The organism is Ruminococcus sp. MCC718 (assembly GCF_018783905.1).
Lineage (GTDB): Bacteria > Bacillota > Clostridia > Lachnospirales > Lachnospiraceae > Hominisplanchenecus > Hominisplanchenecus faecis.
Genome location: NZ_WQNP01000170.1, coordinates 1 through 233 on the forward strand (window position 1 = coordinate 1; position 233 = coordinate 233).

At 36.5% G+C, this 233-nt stretch carries 1 protein-coding gene; it reads right to left on the reverse strand.

The genetic code is table 11. The features are described from left to right. A partial coding sequence (locus GPK60_RS13705; RefSeq protein ID WP_215660755.1) for a recombinase family protein occupies positions 1–233 on the reverse strand: 233 nt, incomplete at both ends.

The following is a 233-nucleotide window of genomic DNA, read 5'->3' on the forward strand; positions in this document are numbered from 1 at the left end:
CATTGGTCTACAATAATGCCTCTGGCATTACAGAATTGACGTAAAAACGATACTTGATTCTGTAAATCATCCTTTTGATTCTTTGTAGAAACTCTTGCATAAATAACTACTTGGCGTATATCATTTTGGGTTTTTATGCCTTTAAATTGAAGATATTGGTCGTAAGTATAATAACGCCTATCCGTTGGAGTCCGATTTGCCTCTAGAATTCCTTCCCTGTCCCAACGCTGTAA